The 17,176-nt window shown below is 56.8% G+C and carries 19 protein-coding genes and 1 pseudogene; 14 read left to right on the forward strand and 6 right to left on the reverse strand.

Translation table 11 applies throughout. The features are described 5' to 3' along the window. Positions 1–169: 169 nt before the first annotated feature. Both ACEK02_RS14050 and ACEK02_RS14055 read left to right on the forward strand, forming a co-directional pair. On the forward strand, positions 170–703 hold the full coding sequence (locus tag ACEK02_RS14050; protein ID WP_371422295.1) for a hypothetical protein: 534 nt from the start codon (positions 170–172) through the stop codon (positions 701–703). Between the two features lie 252 nt (positions 704–955). Then, positions 956–1,129 carry a hypothetical protein gene (locus tag ACEK02_RS14055; protein WP_371422296.1) on the forward strand — a complete coding sequence of 58 codons (174 nt, stop codon included), beginning with the start codon at positions 956–958 and terminating at the stop codon, positions 1,127–1,129. Positions 1,130–1,398: 269 nt separating this feature from the next. Here ACEK02_RS14055 and ACEK02_RS14060 read toward each other — a convergent pair whose 3' ends face one another. The 3 genes from ACEK02_RS14060 to ACEK02_RS14070 form a co-directional block, all read right to left on the reverse strand. Further along, positions 1,399–2,340, reverse strand: coding sequence for a hypothetical protein (locus tag ACEK02_RS14060; RefSeq protein WP_371422297.1), 942 nt, complete (start codon positions 2,338–2,340; stop codon positions 1,399–1,401). A gap of 76 nt (positions 2,341–2,416) precedes the next feature. Beyond that, positions 2,417–2,665 carry a helix-turn-helix transcriptional regulator gene (locus tag ACEK02_RS14065; protein WP_371422298.1) on the reverse strand — a complete coding sequence of 83 codons (249 nt, stop codon included), beginning with the start codon at positions 2,663–2,665 and terminating at the stop codon, positions 2,417–2,419. Positions 2,666–2,721: 56 nt separating this feature from the next. Next, positions 2,722–2,919 (reverse strand): hypothetical protein, encoded by a 198-nt coding sequence (locus ACEK02_RS14070; RefSeq protein ID WP_371422299.1) that lies wholly within the window; start codon positions 2,917–2,919, stop codon positions 2,722–2,724. A 593-nt stretch (positions 2,920–3,512) separates the two neighbouring features. Here ACEK02_RS14070 and ACEK02_RS14075 point away from each other — a divergent pair. Genes ACEK02_RS14075 through ACEK02_RS14095 form a run of 5 tightly spaced genes read left to right on the forward strand, consistent with a single transcriptional unit; the run spans position 3,513 to position 7,081 of the window. After that, positions 3,513–3,995 (forward strand): toll/interleukin-1 receptor domain-containing protein, encoded by a 483-nt coding sequence (locus tag ACEK02_RS14075; protein ID WP_371422300.1) that lies wholly within the window; start codon positions 3,513–3,515, stop codon positions 3,993–3,995. A gap of 25 nt (positions 3,996–4,020) precedes the next feature. Continuing rightward, positions 4,021–4,392 (forward strand): TIR domain-containing protein, encoded by a 372-nt coding sequence (locus ACEK02_RS14080; protein ID WP_371422301.1) that lies wholly within the window; start codon positions 4,021–4,023, stop codon positions 4,390–4,392. A 7-nt stretch (positions 4,393–4,399) separates the two neighbouring features. Continuing rightward, positions 4,400–5,395, forward strand: a complete 996-nt coding sequence (locus ACEK02_RS14085; RefSeq protein WP_371422302.1) for a caspase domain-containing protein — start codon at positions 4,400–4,402, stop codon at positions 5,393–5,395. 17 nt (positions 5,396–5,412) lie between these two features. Further along, a complete protein-coding gene (locus ACEK02_RS14090) occupies positions 5,413–5,712 on the forward strand; it encodes a hypothetical protein (RefSeq protein ID WP_371422303.1) in 300 nt (99 codons plus the stop codon). Continuing rightward, positions 5,705–7,081, forward strand: coding sequence for a metallophosphoesterase (locus ACEK02_RS14095; RefSeq protein ID WP_371422304.1), 1,377 nt, complete (start codon positions 5,705–5,707; stop codon positions 7,079–7,081). The genes ACEK02_RS14090 and ACEK02_RS14095 overlap by 8 nt, the downstream gene beginning before the upstream one ends. A gap of 604 nt (positions 7,082–7,685) precedes the next feature. Here ACEK02_RS14095 and ACEK02_RS14100 read toward each other — a convergent pair. Both ACEK02_RS14100 and ACEK02_RS14105 read right to left on the reverse strand, forming a co-directional pair. After that, positions 7,686–9,293 (reverse strand): hypothetical protein, encoded by a 1,608-nt coding sequence (locus ACEK02_RS14100; protein WP_371422305.1) that lies wholly within the window; start codon positions 9,291–9,293, stop codon positions 7,686–7,688. A 141-nt stretch (positions 9,294–9,434) separates the two neighbouring features. Further along, positions 9,435–10,004 (reverse strand): hypothetical protein, encoded by a 570-nt coding sequence (locus ACEK02_RS14105; RefSeq protein ID WP_371422306.1) that lies wholly within the window; start codon positions 10,002–10,004, stop codon positions 9,435–9,437. A 206-nt stretch (positions 10,005–10,210) separates the two neighbouring features. Here ACEK02_RS14105 and ACEK02_RS14110 point away from each other — a divergent pair. Both ACEK02_RS14110 and ACEK02_RS14115 read left to right on the forward strand, forming a co-directional pair. Next, a pseudogene (locus tag ACEK02_RS14110) lies at positions 10,211–10,967 on the forward strand (IS5 family transposase). Between the two features lie 193 nt (positions 10,968–11,160). Beyond that, positions 11,161–12,168 carry a hypothetical protein gene (locus ACEK02_RS14115; RefSeq protein WP_371422307.1) on the forward strand — a complete coding sequence of 336 codons (1,008 nt, stop codon included), beginning with the start codon at positions 11,161–11,163 and terminating at the stop codon, positions 12,166–12,168. On the opposite strand, the gene ACEK02_RS14120 is transcribed toward ACEK02_RS14115, so the two are convergent. Further along, the gene (locus ACEK02_RS14120) at positions 12,160–12,960 is read right to left on the reverse strand and encodes a hypothetical protein (RefSeq protein WP_371422308.1); all 801 of its coding nucleotides are present in this window, start codon (positions 12,958–12,960) and stop codon (positions 12,160–12,162) included. The two genes, ACEK02_RS14115 and ACEK02_RS14120, sit on opposite strands and share 9 nt — an antisense overlap. 520 nt (positions 12,961–13,480) lie before the next feature. Here ACEK02_RS14120 and ACEK02_RS14125 point away from each other — a divergent pair. The 5 genes from ACEK02_RS14125 to ACEK02_RS14145 all read left to right on the forward strand — a co-directional run bounded on the left by ACEK02_RS14125 (position 13,481) and on the right by ACEK02_RS14145 (position 17,169). Continuing rightward, positions 13,481–13,990: a hypothetical protein gene (locus ACEK02_RS14125; protein ID WP_371422309.1), complete on the forward strand. Its 510-nt coding sequence runs from the start codon at positions 13,481–13,483 to the stop codon at positions 13,988–13,990. A gap of 120 nt (positions 13,991–14,110) precedes the next feature. Continuing rightward, positions 14,111–14,518 carry a hypothetical protein gene (locus tag ACEK02_RS14130; protein WP_371422310.1) on the forward strand — a complete coding sequence of 136 codons (408 nt, stop codon included), beginning with the start codon at positions 14,111–14,113 and terminating at the stop codon, positions 14,516–14,518. Between the two features lie 17 nt (positions 14,519–14,535). Continuing rightward, positions 14,536–15,843 carry a hypothetical protein gene (locus tag ACEK02_RS14135; RefSeq protein WP_371422311.1) on the forward strand — a complete coding sequence of 436 codons (1,308 nt, stop codon included), beginning with the start codon at positions 14,536–14,538 and terminating at the stop codon, positions 15,841–15,843. 68 nt (positions 15,844–15,911) lie between these two features. Then, positions 15,912–16,799 carry a hypothetical protein gene (locus tag ACEK02_RS14140; RefSeq protein WP_371422312.1) on the forward strand — a complete coding sequence of 296 codons (888 nt, stop codon included), beginning with the start codon at positions 15,912–15,914 and terminating at the stop codon, positions 16,797–16,799. After that, positions 16,792–17,169 carry a hypothetical protein gene (locus ACEK02_RS14145; protein ID WP_371422313.1) on the forward strand — a complete coding sequence of 126 codons (378 nt, stop codon included), beginning with the start codon at positions 16,792–16,794 and terminating at the stop codon, positions 17,167–17,169. The genes ACEK02_RS14140 and ACEK02_RS14145 overlap by 8 nt, the downstream gene beginning before the upstream one ends. Positions 17,170–17,176 lie beyond the last annotated feature (7 nt).

Genomic DNA, 17,176 nt, shown 5'->3' on the forward strand with positions numbered 1-17,176 from the left:
ACCAACTGCTGTAACGTCGAAATAGTTCTTGCCATGCGGACGCCATCCATCGATGCACAGGTGTAAAGCCTGCAACTTCCTGCGTTCGCCTGCAAATATTGCATAAGTTTGCAGAGACTTGCAGAAGACGGGCAGCCATATATCTCGATCGGGACTCAGAGGACTACGGATGGTGGCTTCCAACAAAGAACTGCAAAAGGGTCTCAAGGCCATAGCAGAGGATTTTCATCTGCCGGGTGGCGGACGCATGAAGCTGTCCAAGCTAATCGCACGGCATATGGCCTGGTTCGAGGTCGCGGAACGGCGTGGCATGGGCTGGCGTGACATAGCGAGAGCTTTGAGTGGCAGCGGAATTACTAGCGAGACCGGACAGCCGCTAAGCATTGGAACGCTTTCTTCGACCGTTTGGCGACATCGTGCTGCAGAAATCGCGTCCATCAATGGTAGAAATGAGGTTGGGCAGCAGCCCGCAGCCAAGCTTGCCGTGGTTCATGCAAAACGGCCAAAGAGTACGATGCCCACCAAGGCGCGCATCAAGCCAAGTGAGAACCGTGCTGAACTTCGTTCCGGCAACGGGCAGAATGATGGCCAGCCAAAGGCGGCAACGAAATCGAAACGCTCAACGAGCGAACCGGCGGGCGAGAGCGAGAACGTAATGGCTTTCATGGCCCGAGCGCGTGAAGTTCGCCGGCGGTCGGAGTAAGCGTAATTTCTACGCATGGCGACGCGTGTTAATCACTGCTTTGACTTGACTGAAACTGCCGGCCCCGAAGGAGGACTCTTTCCGCGATATACCGGAATAGCTGACGGCAATCGCGGATCGCGTTAGTGATCGAAGCCAAATGGCGGAAACGCGCCTCTTGGCGCGATTCCGGCGAGCCGATAGCGCGGTCGGCCCGTGGTTATTATACGCCGCCGCTGCTGTTCTAAGTCCAAACTGGTGGGGAGAAAGGCAATGGACGTCAACGACCCGCGATTGATCGAGAGCCACAAGAACCTAACCGAGCGCATCAAGAAATTGGACGACTTCATCGTCACGGTTCTGAACTACCATGTGAGCGTCGAACAGAGCATGACCGAGCTCGTCGAAGCTTACGGCAAGAGGCAGGTGACACCTTCTACGACATAATCGTGCAGTGCGATGAGATCGCCCCGCCAGAAGGGGATGCCGCGACGTGGGAGGTCTTGAAGAAAGCCAACCGGCTCCGCAATGCCGTGGCGCATAAGATTGACGGGCCGGAAGTCAAAGACACGATGACGAAGCTTCGCACTGCCTACGCTGCACTCTCAGAGCAAGCAGAAGGACGAAAAGAAAATGACCGATGTGCAGCTCGCGCTGTCGGCTTTCACTCACTGCGGTTCCGTCATCATCGTGGCCACGGACAACAAGCAGAAGGCCTAAGACTGCTTGGTAAATAACCCTCGGGGAAGAGATTTAAGCACCTTCGCAACGGTCTCCCCTCCAATAAACGAACCGACGATTGCGAGCGCTGCGCCGTTGTCTAAGCCAATCGTATGGAGCAGTCCGGCTGCTCCTATGAATATCGCGCTGTTCGACGCGCTGGTATAGATCGTGTCGTGGCTCTTGTTCCACCACTTGCCGAGCGAGCCCTTGAACGAATGGACGCTCTCGACAACCGCCTTCTCCTTCACCTCGTTCTTTTTGAATTGCTGAACGGCGACTTTGATGTGCTCCAGTCCGGCTTGCATTTCCTCGAAACCGGCGATCGAAGCGTCCACTTTCTTGATGGCATCCGGGTCATTGGGACGCTCGTCACGTAGCTTGGCGATCCGGTCCCCGATCTGAAGCTTCAGACCCTCAATCGCGAGCAGGATCGATTTCTCATTCGCCTCAATAGCCTTGCCAATTTTGGTGACGGCTTTGCCGGAGCGTTTCGACTTCGGCGGGGCGAGGAGCGCGCGCAGTTCTTCGAGAGAGATCACGCGGAAGTGGCGGTCGTTGCCGGGGTTGCGGCGCATCGGGTCGGCGACCGAGTATCCAACCACCCAAAACTCATCGAAGTCTTGGAATGGCTGCTTACTCTGCTGAATGTAATTGCGGAAGGCGGCTTGTCGCTCGCGTGCCTTCTCCCCGTTGACCTCTACGACGAAATCAAGGGCGTACCGACGCTCCTGGCCAAGCTCGGTTCGAGAGGCGAGCATGTCGCCGCCGAACCTTCTCGGCGGGTTCCGTGCCTGGTCGTGGATCGTCCACTTTGCGGCGGTGAGGATTTCTGTCACCTCGCGCATAAGATCTCGCTCGGTGTGCAAATTCCGCCGATTCGCCTCTTCAGCGAGCTCGCGCACGCGGCGCGCGCCCAGTGTCAGCTTGTTAGCCATCCCCCAGTCCCTCCCGACAGAGAGAATACCCGTAAAGCGGGTAAACGCATGGGATAAATGGCCAAACCACATGAAATCAGGCCCGCATCCTCACGTTTTCCCGCACCTTCGGGAGCTCGGCGGCGGTGTAGCGGTGGCCGGTCGTGGTCCGGCAGTCCGGCACATACTCCAGGGCCACCAAAGCCAGCTCAGTGACCCGGGGGAGCGGTTTGTCGGAGGCCTCCCAGACCACGATTGTCTGGCGGGACACGTCCAGCTCCACGCGGAGCATTTCCTGCGTCATTCCGTGGCGCTTGCGCCAACCCTTCAGCTCAGTGCCGATCATGGGGCACCTGGATGTCGGGATTTCTTACATTCTTGCTCGGCTCGGTCATTTCTGACTCAAAAATCAAAGGCCGGACGAGGCCTTGGCAGGATAATGACTACCCGGGAAACATTAACTTTTCCTTGCTGCTTTTCCATTTTCCGGCAGCGCTCGTAGGCGTCGGAGAAACACGTTGGCAGCACGCCGCCGGTCGTCCTTTGCAATTTAGCCGGGGCAGGTGCAGCGGCGGCCTCGATGCCGGATTTTGCAAGCATCTCGCTCTCGCCGCACCTTCCCTTCGTGATCGCGCCCGGCGTGAGGGCAGTTCGTGCAGTCGGGCGTATCAAGCACGTCTGTTGCCGCGACCGTACATTTTCTCCGCTATACGCTCGATCTCTTCCTTGGGCAGCTCGTGAGGGTTGATGCGATTTATAAAGGCCTTTTCGGTCTTCAACTCTTTGAATCCGGCGTTCCAGCTCACCATCCGTCCGGTCATCTTCCTGCACACATAGAACTCGCCCTACTCGTTATGGAAAATGAGGCAATAACACTCACCCGTAGCGACCTCGTCGCAATGTTTTTCGTTCCCCCAAACCGGACGTGCAGCCCACGCTTTGGCGAATTGATATTGATCGGGAATGGGGTGCATCGGGCGCACCGGCACCGCGCACACCAACGCGAGGCCGGGCTTGGCCCTCCAACGGACGAAAAAGCTCAGCGGTCTCTACAGCTAATCTCTTTCCGCCTGCGCTAAGCAGGTTCGCCGGAGGCCGAACATCTCGGTGGAAGGATCATATTGCGACGCACGCAAGGGTTGCGTTCTATGCTTCGTTCTGTAAATGTTCTAAGCCCAGATGAGGAAGCCGAAATGGTCGTCAAGGTGTTTGTCTCTCACAAGAAAGAAGACGCAGAGCAAGCTTCTGCGATTTCGGCGTATCTCGTTGCAAACGGACTTCAGGTCTACCTGGATGTTATCGATGGTCAGCTCGCAAAAAGCGGGCCCGATCTGGCCGATTACATTCGCGCGCAGCTCGATCAGTGTACGCAGTTGCTCGCAGTCATCAGCGCGCAGACCCAGGCATCGTGGTGGGTGCCGTGGGAAATCGGCGTCGCGACTGAAAAAGAACGCTTCTTTGCATCGTTCGTTTCGGGGACGGCCGCAGTGCCAGAATACTTGGCGAAATGGCCATACCTCAGGACACACGCCGATCTGCAAAAGTACGTCCAGGAATCCAAACGAGCCGAGCTGCTCGTCGAGGACCGGGTGCAAAAGGGCTACCGAACCACCGCGCGAGCCTCGGGCTTTCGCTCTTTTCACACGTCATTAAAAGCCGCCCTCGGGCAACGATAAACAGTTTTAGCAAAGGATCATCATCATGGCCGACAAAAAAGTTATTTTCGTCGCTTTCGCGATCGAGGACGAAACGCAGCGCGATTTCCTCAAGGGGCAGTCGCTTCACCCCCGCGCTCCTTATGAATTCATCGATATGTCCGTTAAGGAAGCCTACGATAGCGGCTGGAAAGAAAAGGTGCGGACGCGAATCAAGCGATCGGACGGCGTTATTGTTCTGGTGAGCAAAAACTCAAAGACTTCCAGCGGCCAGAAGTGGGAGATCGCCTGCGCGAAGGAAGAAAAGAAAAAGATTCGCGGAATTTACGCGTACACGGCCGATCGAACCGAGATCGATGGCGTGACCACTTACACATGGAGCGACCTTAATATCTCAAACTTCATCGACTCTCTGTAGTGCCGATATGCGCAAGGCACTTATCGTTGGCATCGACTACTATCACGACTTCACGTCGCTCAGCGGCTGCGTCAACGATGCGGATGCTGTAGCGAGTGTCCTTAGCCGGCATGCGGACGGGACGTCCAATTTCACTAAGCCGAAGGTCTTAACCGCGACCAGCGTCCAGAATTCCATCAACCGCAAGACTCTCCGAGAATCGATCGAAGGGCTTTTCAAGGATGACCCTGAGATCGCGCTTCTGTACTTCGCGGGACATGGTTATGTCGATGAAACGGGTGGGTTTCTGTGCGCCAGCGATTGCCAGGACGGTAACGACGGCCTGGCTCTTAGCGACATCATGACGTTTGCCCGGTCCTCAAAAGCGACCAACAAGATCATCATCCTCGATAGCTGCCACGGTGGAATAGTAGGCGATCGTGCCGGTGATGATAGTGTTGCTGAAATCAGCAAGGGTATGACCCTCCTTACCGCGTCGACCAAAGATCAATACGCTTTTGAAGGCGGCAATGGAGCACCGGGCGTTTTCACCAATCTTTTGGTTGATGCTTTGAACGGCGCTGCGGCAAATCTTGTTGGCGACGTAACGCCTGGCAGCGTATACGCGCATATCGATCAGTCACTCGGGCCGTGGGGTGTACAGCGACCCGTGTTCAAAACCAACGTAAAATCTTTTGTATCGCTCCGAAAGGCTACGCCGCCAATTCCACACGAGCAGCTGCTGCAACTCGCTGTCCATTTTCCAGAGCCGCGTTTTCAGTTTCAGCTCGATCCTGCATTTGAGCCGGAAAGATCGCAAGAGCAGCTTGATAATCCGGATATTCCTGCGCCGGACCCTGCGAAAAAAGCGATATTCAAGGTGTTGCAGAATTATGCGAGAGTGAACTTAGTGCGCCCCGTCGATGCGCCGCACATGTGGCACGCTGCTATGGAAAGCAAATCTTGCGAGCTTACAGTGCTCGGTGAGCACTACCGCAGGCTAGTGGCAGACGAATTGATCTGAATGCCAGCGAGGTTCCTGTGTCCGACACCGAACGCCAGAAATCCTTGGACCAATTGCTGGAGCAACTTGCGGCGATTGAGCATGACCGGTGGGCCCACTGGCAGCGGTATGTTCATGATCAAGGGCAACTTCAACCAGATGGCTCGGTTATCTTGCCGGCCAACCTGGTTGAGCGCTGGGAGCGACAAATACGTACGCCTTACGATGACCTTGCTGATAGCGAGAAAGACAGTGATCGCGAGCAGGTTCGTAAGTATTTCCCGATCTTAGAGCACTGGCTTCAACAGAACCGTGAAGAGAAGGCCGCCGATGAGTGACAATTTCAAAACCGTTCGCGATCCGATTCTTTCTCTGTACCAGTCCGCAGTTGGTGAAGTAGCCCAGAAGATTGACGCAAGGACAGCCAAGGCCACAAGCCAACGTGGCGGGCTTCGGCGGTCCGCATCCAGCACTTATCCCGATCAAGCTGCGCAAATCGCTCAACGGGAGTTTCACAAATTGGCCGGCGGCGGTTCACCGCTTTCAACCGCGGGTCCCGCAGCGCGAGAACTTTCCAAAGGAGGAATTGCGCAGGTGTGCGCTGAGCTCGGTCTACGGTACATCAAAGCTTTGGCGCTTCGAGATGAGCAGGCCATTGTGCAGCTAAAAAACGAATTTATCGCCGGGACGTGCGACCCTGAATGGATTACCACGCTGGAGGCATACCGAAGCTACTTTGGAGAGGATGGGAAACGCAAGCCGATCCCGTATGTCCGGGCATCGACCGTCGGCCCGAAAACAATCGAGATCAAGGCGAATGCCCGCGTTGCCTTGATGGGAGACTGGGGTACAGGAGCGTTACCCGCGATTGATATTTTGAAGTACATGGCCGGAGATAACCCCGACGTGGTCGTGCACCTCGGCGATATCTATTATTCGGGCACACCTGAGGAGTGCAATACAAACTTCGTCGACCCGATCAATGGCATTCTTCGTAAGGATAAAGCGCTTCCCATCTATTCGCTCTCTGGCAACCACGACATGTACTGTGGCGGACTTGGATTCTATAGCCTGATCGCTGAGCTCAACGTAGCGCCTTTTACGCAGCCCGCAAGCTTCTTCTGTCTCAGGTCTGCCGATGAAAAATGGCAACTTCTGGCGATGGATACCGGATTACACGACGACAATCCGGGCACGGTGGCCGGCGCGGTCACTCACCTTGAGGATGATGAAGTCGCCTGGCACTGCGACCGCATCAGTGAATTCCCTGGCCGCATGATCCTGCTTTCTCATCATCAGTTGTTTTCCGCATTCTCCCCCATCGGAGCGCTAGGTTCTGATGGAAAGCGATCGGCAGTAAACCCGCTTCTACTGAAAGCTTACAAGCAAATGACGAGTACCAAAGAGATTGCGGCGTGGTTTTGGGGCCATGAGCATACTCTGAGCATTTATAATCCCTTTGCAGGGCTGGAGCGCGGTCGCTGTCTGGGTCATGGGGCGGTTCCGGTATCGACGATCGACGAAATTTACAAGCCGCTTGCCGATCTCGACAATACACCGTCAATGCTTGATCCGTCCAAGCTTGGTACCACGGGCGGGGTCTATAATCACGGTTACGCGTTGCTATCTCTCGGGGATGCCTGCCGGGCTGATTATTACCAGGCGACTAGCAGGGGGCGCGAATTGATCTTCAGTGAGTCATTTTAGTCATCTTGCACCGTGATCGACGGTGAGCGTAGCCTACTGCTGAGGCACGTGCTGCGAAGATTGCACAAGAACCGAAATGCCTTCGCCGAGTACCAAGTAAGGCACTCGCAAGCAGGCCTGCCAAGGGCAGGTGCGTCGGTTGCTTGGGATACCCGGCCTATGCCGAAGCCGTCATTTGCGGGCGTGACAACCGGCTCAGTGCTGATCAAGTAGGAAATTAGGTATCTTGCGGCTGGCGGCCTGAACCTGGCTGTGAATAGATAAGGCATTTGACCCCCGATCGGCTTCCACAGGCTGCCCCGTCCTCGTGACACGATGTCTCTGGCACTGCGATGGAAATCAACCGTAGGTGGGATCCTATGACTCCTATGCGCCCTATGGCCCCGATGGTTCAAATGCTCAGTGATCACAAGCACGCACATCGGTGTCATATTTCGAGGAAGCAAGAAACTGGATCATGCTCTCTTATGCGGCGAATGCCCGCTTAACTCTCGATGGGCCCTATGATCCCTATGCATTCAGACTACAGCGATGCAGCCCCTGCCAACTCGTTCGCTGCATTTGCTTGGAAATATCGAAGATTCAGCGGCATCGTAGTTGCGTCCTATTCCGTCTTCTTCAACGCATAGCTCGACGGACTCCACCGGGACGGGGATTTGATGCGGAGCATCACAAATCCGCCGGCGCGCGTGCCCTCAAGGCGGGCCACAAAGCTCGCGAGGCTCTGACGGCTGCCGCGCTCCTGCGGATCAGCCAAGCGGGACAGGCGAATATCGAGGTCCTTTACCCTCATAGGTCGCTCGCCATATAGCTCGTGCCAGTTGGTGAAGAACTCGACCACCTGTCCACGAAGCGGATCATCACGCTTGATCTCGGAAATGCGGCTGACGGGGTCGGGGCAACCGAGTGCGAGTAGCGGGTCACGGCACCACGCGGCCCACTGTTCGAAGCTACCAAGCGGAAGACCGGGCTTGCTCTGATTGATCCGCCCCCATCGCCAGATCGTCAGCGCTGCAGCGAGGAGTTCATTGCGCTTCTGCTTGATGGTCGAACGAAAGTCCCCGTCAAATCGGCGCTGCTCGGGATCCTCGCAACCAGCGTCGAGTTCGACAATCAAGAAGCGCCGCGCGAGGTCTTCCGACACCGTCGTCGCGTTGCCGGTCATCGCCAGAAAAGCCGAACTGGTGATTGAGACCACTTTCGTGTTTTCCCGGAAACGGCGGATTGCGCAGGGATTCTCAGTGGCGATCTGTGCCAGCAGATTCGAGCGGACAACCTCGGCATTAACGTTGTCGAGAAAGATGACCGGATCGGCGGCGACAAGAGCGGCCGTCAATCGCTTATCGAGCTCGGCGCGTTCGCCGGTGCTGGTAAAGGCCTTCGGAGAGAAGTTGAAGGCGATTTGCGACGCTGCGCGGACAAGGAGCCCCTTGCCGGTTCCGGCCCCGGAATATTGCGGGGATCGAATAATGAACCCGGGCGCGAGCGGCAAGCTCGGACGGCACACGGCGGTCAAAACCGCAAGGAGGTAGGTGGCCTCGTCGATGCCCGGCGCAACTGAAGAGTTTACGACGGTCGGGCCGCTGCGGCTAACGACTGTCTGCGCGTCCGCAAAGGGGAAGCTAGCAAAAGGCTTGCGAAGCGTAAGCAAGGCCGCCTCGGCCTGCTTACGCGACGGGCGCTCAGGAATGCTCGGCATCTCGATGCCCGTGCACCAGAAGCGCGTTTCCTTGTCGTAGCCGCGCGCGACGCGGATCGAACCATCGTTAGCGAGGATCGGAGCACGGCAGATCCCGTCGAGGTGAGGAACGCCCCAGGCGTCGTGCCTATTGAGATATAGCCGGGCGACCCGTTCGGGAAGAGTCACGGCTTCAACGACGATTTCACCTCGGACGATCTTTTGCACGGCCGGACGGCACACCAGATGCGCGTGATTGATGACGTCGTTGACGTTGAGATCGCGCATGGAAAACCCATCGCCAGTTTCAATCAGCTTGACGAGCTCCGCGCCGCGCTGAAAGAGCTTTGACGAGTTTGCGAGATGACCCGCCAGCACGCCAGCTGCTGCCGGCAGGTTGGACTGATCGATGAGCAAGAGCGGGAGCTCACCGACTCCCTGCGGCAAAACGGGCGTCGAGATGTCCGTCTTTTGGGTGACACCAAGTTTCGATACTCGGTTGCGATTGGCGGGTTGTGGCTTCTTGCTGGACATGTACTTCCCTCTAAAAGGTCAGCCGTGCGGCTGCTTGGGAAGAACTAGTGTGAAATGTGAGTAAAACACAGCCAGGTTACCCCGGCGGGTTTTCTCAGCAGCGTGCGAGTAGGATCGGGCTTCGCATTTTGAAAACAGCGATTAAGCCGACTTCTTTGGTGTATGGACCAGATGATTTTTCAGCCCATCCCGATTATCGACAGCGCTGTTGGCCGCTTCATTGAAGAACAACTTTACTCCTTCGAGGAAACTCCGAGTTCGACGCAGTTCCGATAGTGGCCGGAGGAGATACGGCATGAGCCGATCGATTCTGTTCTCAACCCGTGCGACTGACACCGGTGCAATCGGGCAGTCGCAAAAGCGGTCGATCACTCTACGGCAATAGGCACCGTCCTTCAGATGGCTCATGTCAGGAACGACGACAGTGCCGTGCTCGCCCATCGCGTCGATTAGCTCGGTAAGCCGCGGGCGATATTCGGTATCGGGCTCAAAAAAGGTTTGAGCGCGCCAATCCATTTCGAGCAAATCTATCTGATTATTATAGATGACCTCTTTGAGACCAATTTCGCGGATCAGAGGATGCGCGATGAAATTAAAAAACTTGTCGATCTTGCCCTGGCTCCTAAGGTTCCAACCACTGTCTTTTTGATCTTTGACGTTGTCGGTACCTTTCGCCGAATAGTAGGCGTAGGCAGGCATTTTCAACCCCATCTCTTACCCCTGATCCCCAGACTCTTTTTATTCCAAATAGCAACCGCCGCTGGTGTCATAGGACGTCGACTTCAAATAATTCGTTACAGAAATCATGAAACTTGCCCGCTGCAGGCGGCGAATGATCTAGGACCGATCGACATTCATGATTCCCAATTGGGATGATTGCTGATTCATAGAGTTCCGTGATTTTCACGGAGCGGACGATGGCGACGAAGCGCTACGAGTTGAATACTGCGCAATGGGCGAGGATATCGCCGTTGCTGCCGGGCAAGGCTGGCGAACTGGGCGTACTGCGGCCGATAATCGCCCGTTTGTGGACGGATGTTTGTGGGTGTTGCGCTCGGGCGCGCGCTGTTGCGACCTGCCGGAGCGCTATGGCAAATGGAAGACAGTGCAACGGCGCTTCAGCCGCTGGTGCCATGGCGGCGTCTGGGAGCGGGTATTCGCGGCCCTGACAGCCGATCGCGACAATCAGTATCTGATGATCGACAGCACCATCGTTCGCGCCCATCACCAGGCAGCGAGCGGAAAAGGGGGGCCAAAGATCAGGCGCTGGGGCGTTCCCGAGGCGGATTGACCACCAAGATCCACATGCTGGCCGATGCACTTGGCCGGCCGCTTCGCTTCATCGTGACGGCGGGCCAGGCAAGCGATATCACCCAGGCACCTGCATTGCTCGAGGGCCAGAACGGCGATGCCGTGCTCGCCGACAAAGCCTACGACAGCAATGCCCTGCGCGCGATGATCGACGGGATCGGCGCGACCGCGGTGATCCCGTCAAAGCGGAATCGCAAGATCGTCATCCCGCATGACACAGCGCTCTACAAGCATCGCAACCGGATCGAGCGATGCTTCTGCCGCCTCAAGCACTTCCGACGCTTCGCAACACGCTATGACAGGCGAACAGCGCACTTTACGGGCTTCATCCATCTCGCCGCCGCTACAATCTGGATGCAATGAATGTCGATCGGTCCTAGTTCGACTATTTATTGTCAGACCGGTCGACTCAAGTACTCGTTCGTTGCTGCCGGGTGACCTCAATCAAAACCACCCCGGGTAACCCCTCTGATTCTCCCTATCCGACCTTGCTATCGGATGTCGCGAACTTGAGATCCACGACGATCTCGGCGTTAGCGATGAAGGAGATTGTAAGATGCGTGCGTGGTTGGACGTTATCACCGAAGAAACTGGCGGCGTAATTCGGACCGGGCTGGACGCCGAAGGGCGTGCAGCCGGTCTCCATCGGCTACCTGACTATCAGTTGATGCGCATGTTGACCGAAGACGCTGCGTCAGAGACAGACCGGGCGGCAAAGGACGGGCGCAAAGTCGCTGACAACAGCGAATTCCTCGCCGTCCTGGCTCCTTTTTTTGTCCAGCCGGGTGATCTTCGCGTTACACCCTTTGCCTGTGCTGTAGGGCGGGACCTCGCGCGGCTGTTTGCAGGAGCGGGCGCTTCTGAAGAGATCGTTCGCCGCGGACAGGATTTGGCTCGGCAAAAGTCTATCATCTACATCGATGTTGCCGAAGGGGCTTTCCGGCTCGGCCAAAACTATCAGCTTCGGGCTGTCTTCATCTGCCACACGGCGCGACCGAGGCGCGCCCTGAGCCTGTTCGACTCTTCGAGCGATCTACGCATCTTTGCAGTCGCCGGCGCCATCGGCACCTTAGCCACCGCGCGCGCCTCCTGGTTCGTCGGCGATAAGTCCGGTCGGAGCGATGACTTATTCTATGAATTTCTTCGTCATCGCCATCAAGAGTCTGGTCTGCAATTCGACAGCATCGTCACCGAAATCGAGGATATGGTGTGGCTTACGCTTGCTTACGCGGCCGTCGCTAAACCAGATCGACGCGAAATTCTGCCAATGGCGACGATCAACATGCAGGGGCGCAGGCCCAATCGGGCCGCGCGGAGGCGACAGCGCGCGTTCAGTCTTTTTCGTGTGGAGCGTTTGCGTGCACCCGCTGACAATTTCGGACGCAGCGTCCAGACCAACAACCAGGGAGGCTGGCAGCTCGGGCGCCGTATAAAGATTAGAGGCCACTTTAAGATGCAGCGTTACGGCGCCGAACGCAGGCTGCGTAAGCTGATCTTCGTTGCGTCGCACTGCCGTGGGCCGCACGACGGAGCTCCCCTCCATTCAATCAAGCGACTAGACTAACTTCTCGCCAGGAGCGTCCAACGTATACAAGAACTCATCCAGCAACTTGTCGAACAAGTTGCTTTGCTCCGCAACATCATAACCGAGTTGCAGAAGAAGCTTGAGGATGCGTTGCCTGTCCAAACTGGGAATTTGATCGTAGCAAATTCCCTTGAGGATTAAAAATGGAATGCTCGGTGTTCGCCTGTAGCGCGAGAGCATTGGAAGAAGGGCTGCGTATGGTGCTACTGAGAGATCCACATGAGCGTATTTCGGATTGGACGCCAGCGTATCGAGGAGTGATCGAGCGTCCCGTCGCAGCTTAAGCAGACGACGTGCGTCGAACCTTTGCCGTGAGCGCGCCGCTGTTAGAGCCGTTGCGACGGCCTGCGTCGGTAGCCAATGCGCTACTACTTCGCTTTCATCGACTCTTGCGATAAACGCGTGCCCTGCAATTAGATTTCCAGTGAAGCGACCAGCTTGCCACTCCCGCTCAATTGTGACGGCCTTGCTCATCAACACCAGATGTTGGCGCCACTGCATATGGTAGCGTTCCATAACTTCGCGAGGATCGACGACGGAGAATGGCTCGACTGCCAGGAGATAGTGACGTGTGACATGAGCTAGACCAGGCTCGTGAATTATCTTGAGCCAGTTCTTGTGGATACGAACAATCCCTTGTTCAGGCTCCGCTCCGGCCGCGTCAAAACGATCGACAAGACGAACATCCCATGCTGGTTTCGTAGGGCACGCGGGCAGAACTTTGCGCACCAAATTGATGAGGTCATATTTGACGTTAGCGGTCTCTCTCATCAATATTTGCTAACCACCCGAAGACTCGTGCACCCGCCGAAAACGGCTTCGCAGTCCACCGTTTTCTGATCGAACAGCTACAGATTATGGTATCTAAGGCCAAGGGTCTTAATTTCCACTTTCAAATCGCTGATTTATCACGATCATCGCGCCGCTCAATCGGTAGCGTCGCGGGCGGGCTCGGCCAAGAGGGTGAGAGCGTCCGTGGATAGGGGAATAATTGACACATGCACAAAGGTTTACATTTCCTCTCCCTTTACCCTTGAACGTCAAACACTGCCCTCCGACCTTCCCTTGTTCGAGCTCTACCGGTTAGCAAGCGCTCCGCCGCTTGAGATAGTCGCGAGTGCCGTTTTCTGACGCTGGCGGTGAACCAACTGAAAGCAGAGCCTACGAGATGCGTGTCTCGCATCGCGGAGATTCGTCCGCAAAAAACTACGGGGGGTTAGCTGCATATGTTTTGGCGGCCTTGGGCGTTAATACGCTCGCATGACCTGAACCCAGTTTAAAGGAGCGCGCCATGCTGATCGATGCCAACGAGAAATTTCTGCCAGCTGCTGCTTTTATGGAAGCAGCAGCTATGGATCTCAACGAGACTACGCGGTTTCTGCTGGAAAGCATGCATAGGGCATCGAGACTTGATGTAGGGCACGACGGCCGCGTGCAGAACACTATCGCAGTGGAGGCACTCGACCCAAACCTTTCGATCGCGTTCGAGCTGCCGCTCCACGTGATCATCGATCCGCTCGCGCTCGTAAAAACGATTACGAAGGCCTCGCGCCGCCACAAGCTTCAGCTGGAAGGTTTCCAGGTCGTGGACTGCTTCTTCACGCAGCCGCGGCTCGTCCTGTTGATTCGCCGCCGGGTGGTCGGCCAGCTCTTCTGTTCGCGCGATGGTCAGAGCCTCCATCTCGAGATTCGCGAGCGGCCGGACGCACGGGACATGGGCAACGCGGTACTCGCAATCGGCCGTCTTTGGTTCAACACTCATACCCCGCTCGGCACCGCGCCGGCCGACAGCATCCACTAGCTTTGCTGCCGTGCGGACGAACGAATCCAACATCGGCTTAAATGCAACCTGTTGCTCCGCAGTTGTGATTCCGGCTGACGCATTTCGCGAGGGTCGGCATTAGGCTATTTTGAGGCGTAAATGAACGATCTTACTCTCGACAGTACTATCCTTCAGGCAAGGCCGCTCGATTTTTGGCCACTTCAGGCGAAGGGGCACGAAGCCTTCCCGGCGTGCGTCGTTCTGTTCCTGGGATCGGGCCTGCTCACACTAGCCCATGTCTCGATGTCGGATTGGCTTTTGGTGACGCCGAAACTTATCCGTATCGCTGCACCCAACGTGGTGAACATCGAACATTTTCAAGACAGCTTGGCAATCGGCGGCGCGCTGCGTAACGCCCTGATTGAGCTGCGCTGTGCCGCCATCATCGACCGTGGGATTCTGGCTGCATGCAGCGACGTGAATAATGAGCTGCAGAATTTAACATATCGCAAATTGATCCAACAACCGCAACACGCTGGCAGCGACATCACCTTCGATCACCCGTAACCTGCAGGATCTTATCAATGACAAGACCCACAATCATTGCCGCCAACGCGGATATACTTCGACAAGCGGTGACTGACAACATTCGCGCTTGCGAAAAGATTATCGCTCGGTCAGTGCGTCCGACCGACGCTTTCCCGCTAGATGCGCTCGCCGTACTCTTCGTCGTTCATGAAGACCACATTCGAGGCTGGGATGGTCGAATTGATAGTATGGTATGGGATCGTGTTGCCCAACTCACCGATCACTGCTTCTTATGTCCCTATAACGAGCAAGTTCTTCAAAGCGAGTATTTCGCCCTCACTCATCAGGAGCTCACCGAATTTCGGCGCGGCGTCCCCATTTTGAAAATCGCTGCCGCTATCGATACGCGGACGATCCTTGCCAGGGGCGGTCGCACAAAACACGATGCGGAAATTAAGCTCCGGAACGCGTTAAGTTTCGAGGTGTTTCGGCAGGATATCGCGGTAGGTGCATTGCTCGCTGGCCAAGATGATCTGGACGGCAAGCGCGTAAAACCAGACCGCGGAAGCGGTTTACAACATTTGTGTGAACACTCTTGGGTCGATGGCGTGCCATTCAAGGGTCACGCAAAGCAGGAAGCGCTCGCCCCCTTCGACCGCAAGCTCACCCTCATGGGTAGCCTTCGCGATGAAGGCGAAGCGGTCGCGGCGACTTTTGTGGCGGGAGCGGTAGAGCCGAAACAGGTCGTCGAACTGATCGTCAAGCAGGTCGCTGCATCGACGACAACCATGCGGACGCCCAAGCAGTATGAGGACGCGCTCGCGGTGGCGACGTCGTCCGTCAAAACCCTGATGAGAGCTTGCGCTCATATCACTGAGTTGTCGGAGGGCAAAGTGGAGCTGTCCAAAGCCGCACACAAGGCTGATGAGCGCATCGCAAAGCGCGAGGAGAAGGAGAGGATGCGGGCCGAAGAGGTTGCCAGCGGCAAGCGCAAGCGAGATCGGTGGCGCTCGCTTGACCCGATCCCCGACCCCATGACGAAGGCGATGCATCAGACGTTTACCCGGTTCGATTTTTCCCCCGAAGAACTGCTCATTGTTGCGTCGTTGGCGGGAATCGACCCCAATCTTCTTTGCAGCAATCACGTATTGGCGACGCCTGAGTTCAGGCTGGCGCAGATGCTACGGAAGATGAGCCTGGGCGAGGAGTATACAGCAGGCGACCTCGAAATGGGTGTCTTACACAATTTGTTCTTCTCGTCCGTAAGTGGCGATCTCTACCGAAACCTTCGTACCCCGCTCACCAGTCTCGCTTTGGAATGCTTCCCGCGCGACTGGTGGGTCTCGCAACTAACGGGCACATAACTCTTCGGCGCACCTGTAAAATATTCGCGCATTCGTTTCCGAGCAGCTCTCTCAGAAATCCGTTCCTGTTGTTCATCGCTCGGCAATGGCGCCGAGGTGATGAGAGCAGAAATGAGATTATGCCAAAAATCGGAAAAGCTTCCACGCCTAAGCTCGCTTTGCCTATCTTCGCGCCGATTGTCAGCGACAAGGGCGGCATCGGCAAGAGCTTGCTGGCCAAAGCCATGGCGGAGTGGCTGCGGCTGCGCAATCTGCCCTGCGGAGTGGTCGAGGTCGACACGACTGGCGAGTCGCTCAAAGGGCTTACTGACGACGTCGTGAGCATTGCGATTGACCAGAAAGCCGCACGCCGAGATCCCACGTCAGTCTGGCGTGCTCTGACGCCGCTCTACCTGACGATCGAGCGCATCAGCCAGGCGCGCGGAATGGTCATCGTCGAATTCGGAGCCAACGAGGCGGCGCGCGGTGCACTCTGGGCGGGCATGACCGATCTCCAGGAAGAGCTGGATCAGCTTGGGACGTCGACGCTGATCGTGACGCCCTACACCTGTCAGGCGGAGGCGATGCGGCGCGGCGTTCAGTCGGCGAGCGCATTCATGGAGGCGTTGCCGCGGGCGCGCCTGATGCTCGTTGAGAACGAGCGCGACGGCAGAATCTGCGACCTCCATCCCTCGAGCGAGGCCGCCGCTGTCGGTCGTGGCTTGATTGGTCCGCTGGCGGCCAAGGCGGCCACCATCCAAATGCCCGCGATCGAAGCGGACAGTTGGGCGCCGTTCGAGGCAGCCAATATTCGCTTGATGGACGCTGTGATGATGCCGGTTCGGGAGGTCATGGCGATCACTGGGCTGCCTCTGCCGGAAGCGAAGATCGTCAAGGGAGATGTCGCGGCGTGGTGCGCCACCATGTTCGCGACCTTCGATCAGTTCATCGATGCTGAGGGTAATCAGAATGGCTAATCCGACGCCTCAGAATTTCAGCGGAGCTGCAGCAAAGGCGACCATCGAGGCATCGCGGTCCCGCGAACAGCTCGGCCGCGATCTTGCGGCCCTCTTCATGTCCGCTCCCGCAACCTTCGATCCGGTCGCGTTACGCCGACTTGGTCAGGCGGGATTGCGGTCGTTCGCAGCGGCTTTGGGCGTTTCGGCGCCAACGCCCCCGTCCCCCGTCGCAGAGGCGAAAAAGCAGACGGTCTCAGAGGATGAGACCAACTGGAAACACCAGGAGAGCCGAATCGTCCAGTTTCAAGTCGTCGGCGCTTTCTATGGCGCGATTGCCGGCCTCACCGCAATCGTTGCGGTCAGCTTGCTGTCCGCGCTGCTCAGCTGATCCGCAC

Origin of the sequence: Tardiphaga sp. (genome assembly GCF_041424195.1) — a bacterium.
GTDB lineage: Bacteria > Pseudomonadota > Alphaproteobacteria > Rhizobiales > Xanthobacteraceae > Tardiphaga.

What these genes read in the sequence shown, in the direction of transcription:
- ACEK02_RS14050 (WP_371422295.1), top strand. Translation starts at nt 170, where the DNA reads ATGGTGGCTTCCAACAAAGAACTGCAAAAGGGTCTCAAGGCCATAGCA.
- ACEK02_RS14055 (WP_371422296.1), top strand. Translation starts at nt 956, where the DNA reads ATGGACGTCAACGACCCGCGATTGATCGAGAGCCACAAGAACCTAACC.
- ACEK02_RS14060 (WP_371422297.1), bottom strand. Translation starts at nt 2,340, where the DNA reads ATGGCTAACAAGCTGACACTGGGCGCGCGCCGCGTGCGCGAGCTCGCT.
- ACEK02_RS14065 (WP_371422298.1), bottom strand. Translation starts at nt 2,665, where the DNA reads ATGATCGGCACTGAGCTGAAGGGTTGGCGCAAGCGCCACGGAATGACG.
- ACEK02_RS14070 (WP_371422299.1), bottom strand. Translation starts at nt 2,919, where the DNA reads ATGCTTGCAAAATCCGGCATCGAGGCCGCCGCTGCACCTGCCCCGGCT.
- ACEK02_RS14075 (WP_371422300.1), top strand. Translation starts at nt 3,513, where the DNA reads ATGGTCGTCAAGGTGTTTGTCTCTCACAAGAAAGAAGACGCAGAGCAA.
- ACEK02_RS14080 (WP_371422301.1), top strand. Translation starts at nt 4,021, where the DNA reads ATGGCCGACAAAAAAGTTATTTTCGTCGCTTTCGCGATCGAGGACGAA.
- ACEK02_RS14085 (WP_371422302.1), top strand. Translation starts at nt 4,400, where the DNA reads ATGCGCAAGGCACTTATCGTTGGCATCGACTACTATCACGACTTCACG.
- ACEK02_RS14095 (WP_371422304.1), top strand. Translation starts at nt 5,705, where the DNA reads ATGAGTGACAATTTCAAAACCGTTCGCGATCCGATTCTTTCTCTGTAC.
- ACEK02_RS14100 (WP_371422305.1), bottom strand. Translation starts at nt 9,293, where the DNA reads ATGTCCAGCAAGAAGCCACAACCCGCCAATCGCAACCGAGTATCGAAA.
- ACEK02_RS14105 (WP_371422306.1), bottom strand. Translation starts at nt 10,004, where the DNA reads ATGGGGTTGAAAATGCCTGCCTACGCCTACTATTCGGCGAAAGGTACC.
- ACEK02_RS14115 (WP_371422307.1), top strand. Translation starts at nt 11,161, where the DNA reads ATGCGTGCGTGGTTGGACGTTATCACCGAAGAAACTGGCGGCGTAATT.
- ACEK02_RS14120 (WP_371422308.1), bottom strand. Translation starts at nt 12,960, where the DNA reads ATGAGAGAGACCGCTAACGTCAAATATGACCTCATCAATTTGGTGCGC.
- ACEK02_RS14125 (WP_371422309.1), top strand. Translation starts at nt 13,481, where the DNA reads ATGCTGATCGATGCCAACGAGAAATTTCTGCCAGCTGCTGCTTTTATG.
- ACEK02_RS14130 (WP_371422310.1), top strand. Translation starts at nt 14,111, where the DNA reads ATGAACGATCTTACTCTCGACAGTACTATCCTTCAGGCAAGGCCGCTC.
- ACEK02_RS14135 (WP_371422311.1), top strand. Translation starts at nt 14,536, where the DNA reads ATGACAAGACCCACAATCATTGCCGCCAACGCGGATATACTTCGACAA.
- ACEK02_RS14145 (WP_371422313.1), top strand. Translation starts at nt 16,792, where the DNA reads ATGGCTAATCCGACGCCTCAGAATTTCAGCGGAGCTGCAGCAAAGGCG.